Source organism: Deltaproteobacteria bacterium (genome assembly GCA_016234845.1).
Lineage (GTDB): Bacteria > Desulfobacterota > Deferrimicrobia > Deferrimicrobiales > Deferrimicrobiaceae > JACRNP01.
In genome coordinates this window covers 1-8,411 of sequence record JACRNP010000072.1, presented here as the reverse complement: position 1 = coordinate 8,411, position 8,411 = coordinate 1, and the positions used below count along the sequence as shown (strand labels likewise).

Sequence of the window (8,411 nt, the reverse complement as noted above, 5' to 3'; positions counted from 1 at the left end):
CCGCTCGAGCGAACCGAGGTTCTTCGGCTCCTCCGGCGGCGCCGCCGGCCCGGGAGCCCCGTCGGTCTTCCCGGCATGGATCTCGGGGGGGAGGTGGTGTTCCGCCACTTCGTCCCCTTCCACCGTGAAGCAGAGGTACTCCGCGCAATTCTTCAGCTCCCGGACGTTGCCCGGCCAGTCGTACGCGACGAGGCGCCGTTGCGCATCCGTGGATATCCGTTTCCGGCAGACGCCGTGGGCCTCCGCGCACGAATGGAAGAAGGCGTCGAGAAGGGCGGGGATGTCCTCCTTCATCTCCCGCAGCGCGGGGACCCGGAGCGGAAGGACGTTCAGCCGGTAGAAGAGGTCCTTGCGGAACGTCCCGGCGGCGACCTCGTCGGCCAGCACCCGGTTGCTCGCCGCGATGATCCGCACGTCGACCGGGATCTCCCGCTTCCCGTTGATCCGCGTGACCCGCTTCGTCTCCACGACGCGCAGGATCTTCGCCTGGATCGGGAGCGGCATCGAGTTGATCTCGTCCAGGAAGATGGTCCCCTGGTGGGCCATCTCGAACTTTCCCGGGTGGCCCTCCGTTCTCGCCCCCGTGAACGCCCCCCGCTCGTACCCGAACAGCTCGCTCTCCGCCAGCTCCAGGGGGATGGCCGCGCAGTTCACCGTCACGAACGGGCCGCCCGCCCGCCGCCCCTCGTCGTGGATCGCCTGGGCGAAGAGCTCCTTCCCGGTCCCGGTCTCGCCGAGGATGAGGACGTTCCCCTCCTTGCGGCCGTACGTCTTCGCCGTCTGCACCGCCCTGGCGAGCGGCGGGGCCGAGCCGACGATGCGGGCGAAGGAGAACCGCGGCTTGCGCTCCGGGCGGTCCCCGCTTCCGGGCGCGTTCGGGCCGCCCTGCGACTCGAACCGCCCGGGGTAGTGGACCGGGTAGGACCTCGCGAGGCGGCCGAGGAAGACCTCGTTGCGGATCATGTCGGAGAGGGAGATCGCCAGGTTGAGCAGGTGATTCCGGAGCTCGTCCGAGATGTGGTGGTCGAAGAATTTCGTGATGTCCACGCAGCCGAGGAGGTCCCGGTTCTGGTCGAGGATCGGCGAGGCGGCGCAGAAGGCCGGGTGGCAGATTTTCGCGTAATGCTCGTCGGCCGTCACCATCACCGGCTCGCGCGTGACGAGCGCGAGGCCGGGGGCGTTCGTCCCGAGGAACTCCTCGCTGCAGTTGCTCCCCTCCAGGAGGGACACGTTGTCGAAGAAGTTCAGCGCCTTGCCGTACCCCACGCGGGACAGGATGTATCCGTCGATGTCGCAGACGAAGGAACAGGCCCCGAGCTGCTCCAGCATCCCGGAGAATCGACGCATGTAGAACTGGAACAGCTCGACGATCTCCAGGTTCTGCTCGATCCGCTGCTTGAAGATGTGGTTTTCGATCGGCGCGGGGGCGGTTCGCACGAACGGGCTCAACCCCGCCTGGCTGCATCGCTTCCAGGAATCGACGATCCGGCTTTCGATGCCGCGCTCGACGCCCTTCTGGATGTACTCCCGGAACGCGGGATCCCCCGAAGGGGCGGTGGCGTGGTGGACTTTCCCCATTCAGAACCAACCTTACGGTTTTATAAAATTGTTTTGGATTTTACCACACAACCCGCCGCATCCGAAAAAAATCCGCCTGCGCGCACCGATTCGGGAATGATTGTCGTTAACCGGGGTGCGGTACCGACCCCGTGTAGAACGGCTCGCACCTCGACGCGCCGATCAGCCGCTTCGCCCGCTCGAAGAGCCCAATGACCGAGGCGGCCGCCGACTGAATCACGCTCACCTTGTCGACCGTCGGGTCGCTGAAGGGGCCGGAGATCTTCTGGCGCACCTTCGCGCACCCCTTTTCATCGAGCACCGCCACGGTGACGTCGACGAACCGCTCGTTCACGAGGTCGAGCCTTCCGGCGAGGGCGATCCGGTTCCTCGGGGTGGAAAACGCCACGTCGCGTGCGTGCGCGATGCCGTCGCGAACCGTCCAGTCGGACACCAGGCGGGTCACCCGGCTCTCCCCCTCCCTGGCGGCGGTTCCGTAGACGCCTCCGAAACGGTACCCCTTGACCGCAGCGCTCCCCAGCGGTCCGGCGAGGAGGAACGCGCCGACGTCGGCCAGGTTCAGCTTCTGCGCCTCCTCGACCTTCGACAGGACGGCGTCCACGTCCATCCCGTGGAGGGTGAGCCCCTCCCCTCGCAGCGACAGCCGTCCCCGGAGCGTCCGCTTCATCTCCGCGGCCCCCTTCCCGTGGAACGACAGGTCGGGCTCGATGGTGAGCGGGCCGCTCAGGAACTTCTTCCGCGAGACCACCGCCAGCGATTCCTCGGCGCGGAATTTCGAAAGCGCGTACTTCACCTGGACGTCCGCCCTCTCCTTCGACAGGTCGACCCGGATCCCGCCCTCCCCCTTTCCGCCGAAAAGCTTCATCGTGAAGGGGCGGATGTCGTAGATCCCGCCGGAGGCGGAAACCGCCGCGTCCACGTCGGAGACGGACAGCTCCTTCGACGAAAGCTCCGCGAACCGAAGCGTCCCCAGGAACGACAACCCCCTGATCATCGGGGCGTCGGGGGCGGTCGGTATGGAGAGATCCCGGATGGACAGCTCCACGCCGGAGAGCTCCGTCTTCGTCCCTTCCTTCCGGTCCTCGAAGATTAGGCGGCCGTCCCGGACCGATCCGCTCGCCACGGCCAGCGGTGCGCCCGCCGCCGCGCCCTCCCCGGCGGGCGTCTTCTTCGGCCGTGGGACGGTCTCGTAGTTGAACTTCCCGTCCGCCCCCTTTTCGATCCGGAGGACCGGCTTCTCGAGGACGATCTCCGTTACGGCCACCTCCCGGCGAAGCAGGGGGCGAAGCAGAACGCCGACCCGGAGCGATTCCGCGGTTGCGAGATCGGTCCCCCGGTTCCTCAGGCGGACGTCGGACAGGGAGATGCTCGCGGACGGCGCAAGCCGCAGCGCCGCCTTCCCGAGGATCCGGAACTCCATCCCCAGCGCGTCCGACACGGCGGCCTCGATCCGGGGCTTGTGGGCGTTCACGTCGACGAGGACGAGGATCGCGACCCCCGCGAGGACGAGGAGGACGGCCAGGATTCCAAGGACGACGGCGACTCTTTTCATCGGAACGACACCTCCTGGAAGGGGCGACCCCCCTATCTTGCGACGGAGCGGGCCGACGGTCAAACCGGGCGGCCCGGTTCGCCCGGAGCCGGGAGGGGAGTAATGAACCGGATTCGACACGCGCGGGGCGGATATGTATACTGTATACAATCGGAGGCGGGAGTCCGGCGGTGTCCCGCCGGACGGAAGGAGAGCGGCATGCCGAACGTGAAGGAAGTGCGCAACATCGCGCGGCAGTTGGGGATCCGGTCGACCCGGATGGAGAAGGCCGAGATCATCCGGGCCATCCAGAAGGCGGAGGGGAATTTCGACTGCTACGGGACGGCGACCGGGGAGGAGTGCGACCAGGAGGAGTGCCTCTGGCGGGAAGACTGCTTCAAGGCATCGGTCGCGGAGGATAACCGCTGACAGGAGGTTTGAGCCGTGAAAAAGCACCTCTCTTGCAGGGCGTTGGGGATGAAGTGCGGTTTCGAGGTCCACGACGAGTCGGAGGAGGAGATCGCGATCGCGATCGGCGACCACCTGAAGCGCGCCCACGGGGTGGAACTCACGGAGGCGCTGCGCCGGAAGGCCAGGGATCTGATCCTCCTCGATCCCGCATAAACGGCATCCGGTCCCGTCGAAATCCGTCGAGGGGTTCCCGGTCCCCCCGGAAGGGCAAGGTCGCGGCGGCCTTGCCCTTTTTCCTTGATGCGCCCGGCAAGGGGTAAGATATTCTCTCCGCATGAAATCTGCGAACGGCGGGGGGAGGGGGGCGTCATGGTCCAGTTGAAGGGGAAGGTGGCGGTGGTTACCGGGGCCAGCCGCGGTATCGGGGCGGCGACGGCGAAGCGCCTCGCGCGGGCCGGGGCCGCGGTGGCGGTGAACTACTTCCAGAGCGAGACCGCGGCGGGGGAGGTGGTGGCGGCGATCCGCGAGTCGGGCGGGACGGCGGCCGCCTTCCGGGCCGACGTGCGCGACGCGTCGCAGTGCGAGGCGATGGCGCGGGAGGTCCGCGATAAGCTGGGACCCGTGGACGCGCTCGTCCTGAACGCATCCATCTCGTTTCCCATCGTCCCGTTCCTTTCGTACCGGTGGGAGGAGTTCGAGGCGAAGCTGACCGGCGAGCTCCGGGCGGCGTTCTTCTGCTGCAAGGCGTTCGTGCCGGGGATGGTCGAACGCCGGCGGGGGGCGATCGTGGCGGTCAGCAGCGGCCTCTCCCGCCAGCCGGGGGAGGGGTTCTGCGCGCACAGCACCGCGAAGTCGGGGCTCGATGCGTTCGCGAAGTCGCTCGCGCTGGAGCTGGGGCCCCACGGGGTGCGGGTGAACGTGGTGGCGCCGGGGCTGACGCTGACCGACGCGACGTCGTTCCTCCCGCAGAAGGACAAGGACGGGATCGCGCAGATGACGCCGCTCAAGCGCAACGCGCTCCCCGAGGACGTCGCCGGCGCGGTGCTCTTTTTCCTGTCCGACGAGGCGCGGTTCGTCTCGGGGACGTACCTCCCGGTTTCCGGCGGGGCCCACATGCCATGACGCGGGAAGCTCCCTGGGAAGGGGCGCTTCGGCGTCTCGAACGGATTCTCGAGCGCGGGGAGGGGCTTCTCGGGAAGGGGGAGCCCGCCCCGCCCGACCCGGCGATCTTCCGCGACCATTGGGCGTTCCGCTGGGAACGCGCGGGGGGCGGGGGGCGGATCGTGCCGATCGAAACCCCGCACCGGGTGGACCTTTCCTCGCTGGTGGGGATCGACCGGGCGAAGGACGAGCTCCTGCGGAACACGGCGCAGTTCGTTGAGGGATTCGCCGCCAACCACGTCCTCTTGTGGGGCGAGCGCGGCACCGGGAAGTCGTCGTGCGTGAAGGGGCTGCTCGGGGAGTTCGGGGCGCGGGGGCTGCGGATCGTGGAGCTGGCGCGGTGGGACCTCTTCTCCTTCCCGAAGGTCGCGGGGCACCTTCGGAGGGCGCCGTTCCGGTTCATCCTGTTCTGCGACGACCTGTCGTTCGACGAGGGGGAGGCCGATTTCCGGGGGCTCAAGACCTTGCTGGACGGCGGGGTCGAGGAGCGGCCGGAGAACGTGCTGATCTACGCCACGTCGAACCGCCGCCACCTGATGCCGGAGAAGCGCGTGGCGCTGGGAGAGGAGGAGGAGATCCACCCGGAGGAGGCGGCGGGCGAGAAGCTTTCCCTGTCCGACCGGTTCGGCCTGCAGCTCGGGTTCTACCGGTTCGACCAGGACACGTACCTCGACGCGGTGGAGTCGTACGCGCGGCGGATGCGGCTGCCGGTCGATCCGGCGCCGTTGCGGGAGGAAGCGTTGCGGTGGGCGCTCGACGCCGGCTCCCGCAGCGGGCGCACGGCGAAGCAGTTCATCGACGACCTCTCCGGCCGGCTCGGGAGAAGGGGGACGTGATAGGATCCGGGGTGGAACGGAAGGTTTGCGGAAACGCGGGAACGGGCTCCGGTACGGCGATGAGAGGGTATCCCGGAACGACGAGGGGGTAAGGTCGCGATGGAGGATGCCGCCTCCCGCGTGGAACGCGCCAGAGCCCGCATGGTGGCGATCTCCGCCGTGGTCTGGGTCGCGGCGATCGCCGTGTCCTTCACCTGGGACTGGATCGAGGCGGGCAGGACCGGGAAGATGTTCGCCGAAACCGAGGCCCGCTCCGCGTTCAACAAGGACCTGGTGTACCGCAGATGGGCCGCCGGTCAAGGCGGCGTATACGTTCCCCCGACGGATCGCACGCCTCCCAACCCGTATCTCGCCCACATCCCGGACCGGGACGTCGTGACCACGGACGGGAAGCGCCTGACCCTGATGAACCCGGCGTACATGACGCGCCAGGTGCACGAGCTGGGCCGGGAGCAGTACGGGGCGCGGGGCCACATCACCAGCCTCCGCCCGATCCGTCCCGGAAACGCACCGGACGCGTGGGAGACGAAGGTGCTGCGCACCTTCGAGGCGGGGGCGAAGGAGGCGGTCTCCGTCGAAGCGATGGACGGCGTGCCGTTCCTGCGGTTGATGCGTCCCCTCGTGGTCGAGGCCGGTTGCCTCAAATGCCATGCCTCGCAGGGGTACAGGCAAGGCGATATCCGCGGCGGGATCAGCGTCTCGATCCAATACGGTCCCTACCTGGCGGCGATCGGCAAGGAACGGTTCCAGAGCCTGACGGCCCACCTGCTGATCGGGATCCTCGGTCTCGCCGGGGTGTGGGCGGGGAACGTTTCGCTTCGTCGATCCGAGCGGATGCTTCGGGAGCGGGAGGAGCTGTTCCGGAGCCAGTTCGAGCAGCACGCCGCGGTCAAGCTGATCGTCGATCCGGACACCGGGGGGATCGTCGACGCGAACCCGGCCGCCGCGCGGTTCTACGGCTGGCCGCGCGAGCGGCTCCGGCGGATGAAGATCGGCGAGATCAACACCCTTCCTCCGGAGGAGCTCGCGGAAAAACTCCGAGAGGTCGGTTCCGGGGCGGGGGGACGTTACGAATTCCGCCACCGGAGGGCTGACGGATCCGTCCGGGACGTCGAGGTGTACAGCACGCGGATCCAGGCGAAGGGGAGAGGGTATCTCCACTCCATCGTCCACGACGTAACGGATCGAAAGCGGGGGGAGGAGGAGCGGAAGCGGCTCGAGTCGGAGCTCGCGCAGTCCGAGAAGATGGAGTCGATCGGGCGGCTCGCCGGCGGCGTGGCCCACGACTTCAACAACATGCTCATGGTGATCCTCGCCCATTCGGAAATGGCGATCGGGAAGATCGGGACGGAGGAGTCCGTTCGCGAGGATCTCGTGGAGATCCGCAACGCCGCCGAGCGTTCCGCCGTCCTCACGCGGCAGATGCTCGCCTTCGCCCGGAAGCAGGCGGTCGCACCCGTGGTGCTCGACCTGAACGCGACGGTGGAAGGGATGTTCGCGATGCTGCGCCGGCTGATGGGCGAGCCCGTGGTGCTCGACCTGAACGCGACGGTGGAAGGGATGTTCGCGATGCTGCGCCGGCTGATGGGCGAGGAGATCGACGTCGTCTGGCTGCCGCAGGCGGGGCTGTGGCCCGTGAAAATGGACCCCGGCCAGATCGACCAGATCCTCGCGAATCTCTGCGCCAACGCCCGCGACGCGATTGCGGGAGTCGGAAAGGTCACCATCCGGACGGAGAACGCGTCTCTCGACGGGGCCTTTTGCGCGCGTCATCCCGGATCCGTCCCCGGGGAGTACGTCGTGCTTTCGGTGGGAGACGACGGCTCCGGCATGGACAAGGAAATCCTCGAGCGGCTGTTCGAGCCGTTTTTCACCACCAAGGAGGTGGGTCGGGGCACCGGTCTCGGACTCGCCACGGTGTACGGCATCGTCCGTCAGAACAACGGGGTGATCGAAGTCGACAGCGAACCGGGGGATGGGACCGTCTTCCGGATCTACCTTCCCAGGCACGCGGGTGAAGTCGCAAAGTCCGGCGCCGGATCCCCGGCGGAAATCCCGATGGGCCACGGGGAGACCATCCTCCTCGTCGAGGACGAGCGGGCGATCCTGGAGCTTGGGAAATCCCTGCTGGAAATCCTGGGGTATTCGGTGCGCTCCGCCGGGACGCCCGCCGAGGCGATTGCCATAATCGAAGGAAGCGCGGAGCGTTTCGACCTGCTGCTGACCGACGTGGTGATGCCCGGCATGAGCGGGAAGGAGCTGGCGGACCGGCTCCAAGAGGCGCGGCCGGGGATGAAATGTCTCTACATGTCGGGGTACACGGCGGACGTCATCGCGAAACGCGGCATTCTTGACGAGCAGGTGGCGTTCATCCAGAAGCCGTTCCGGATGCGGGATCTGGCGATGAAACTGAGAAAAGTCCTGGATTCGTGACCGTTCGGCGACAAGCTTCCCAACGGGAGGCGGTCGTGGTATGAAAATGGCGTATTCCGGCGATGGAGTTCGCCGATAACCGCCGTCGTCCGGACGGCTGATGACTCCTACCCGACAACTGTGGGGCAGGAGTTTTTTTTGTCCGGGGCGACTTGCGATCCGCAGAAGGGATTCGCTTCCGTGACCGTTGTCCTGTACATCGCCCTTTTCGGCGCGCTGGGGTGCCTCGCGCGCTACTTCCTCTCCGGCCTGGTCCACGACCACCTCGGCGCCTCGATGCCGTACGGGACCCTCGCGGTCAACGCGATCGGGGCGTTCCTCATCGGCCTCGTCATGGAGTTCGGCCTCCGCACCACGCAGATTTCCCCCGACCTTCGCATCGGCCTCACCATCGGCTTCCTCGGGGGGTTCACGACGTTCTCGACCTTCAGCTACGAGACGTTCCGCCTGCTGGAGGGGGC

The 8,411-nt window shown here is 67.4% G+C and carries 8 protein-coding genes; 6 read left to right on the top strand and 2 right to left on the bottom strand.

Going from position 1 to position 8,411, the window contains the following annotated elements; genetic code table 11:
- Together HZB86_05680 and HZB86_05675 are read right to left on the bottom strand one after the other, a co-directional pair.
- Positions 1-1,578 (bottom strand): sigma 54-interacting transcriptional regulator (locus tag HZB86_05680; GenBank protein ID MBI5905023.1); only part of this gene is annotated, 1,578 nt, incomplete at its 3' end.
- Positions 1,579-1,684: 106 nt separating this feature from the next.
- On the bottom strand, positions 1,685-3,130 hold the full coding sequence (locus tag HZB86_05675) for an AsmA family protein (GenBank protein MBI5905022.1): 1,446 nt from the start codon (positions 3,128-3,130) through the stop codon (positions 1,685-1,687).
- A 198-nt stretch (positions 3,131-3,328) separates the two neighbouring features.
- Here HZB86_05675 and HZB86_05670 point away from each other — a divergent pair, with 198 nt between their 5' ends.
- The 6 genes from HZB86_05670 to crcB form a co-directional block, all read left to right on the top strand.
- Entirely contained in the window at positions 3,329-3,538 is a 210-nt protein-coding gene (locus HZB86_05670) for an SAP domain-containing protein (protein ID MBI5905021.1), read from the top strand.
- Between the two features lie 15 nt (positions 3,539-3,553).
- Positions 3,554-3,733: a DUF1059 domain-containing protein gene (locus HZB86_05665; GenBank protein ID MBI5905020.1), complete on the top strand. Its 180-nt coding sequence runs from the start codon at positions 3,554-3,556 to the stop codon at positions 3,731-3,733.
- Between the two features lie 156 nt (positions 3,734-3,889).
- Positions 3,890-4,642, top strand: a complete 753-nt coding sequence (locus HZB86_05660) for a 3-oxoacyl-ACP reductase FabG (GenBank protein MBI5905019.1) — start codon at positions 3,890-3,892, stop codon at positions 4,640-4,642.
- Positions 4,639-5,517 (top strand): ATP-binding protein, encoded by an 879-nt coding sequence (locus HZB86_05655; GenBank protein MBI5905018.1) that lies wholly within the window; start codon positions 4,639-4,641, stop codon positions 5,515-5,517. Before HZB86_05660 ends, HZB86_05655 begins: the two co-directional genes overlap by 4 nt.
- 120 nt (positions 5,518-5,637) lie before the next feature.
- Positions 5,638-7,950, top strand: coding sequence for a DUF3365 domain-containing protein (locus HZB86_05650; GenBank protein ID MBI5905017.1), 2,313 nt, complete (start codon positions 5,638-5,640; stop codon positions 7,948-7,950).
- Between the two features lie 180 nt (positions 7,951-8,130).
- On the top strand, positions 8,131-8,411 hold a 281-nt coding region (gene crcB / locus HZB86_05645; GenBank protein MBI5905016.1), incomplete at its 3' end, for a fluoride efflux transporter CrcB.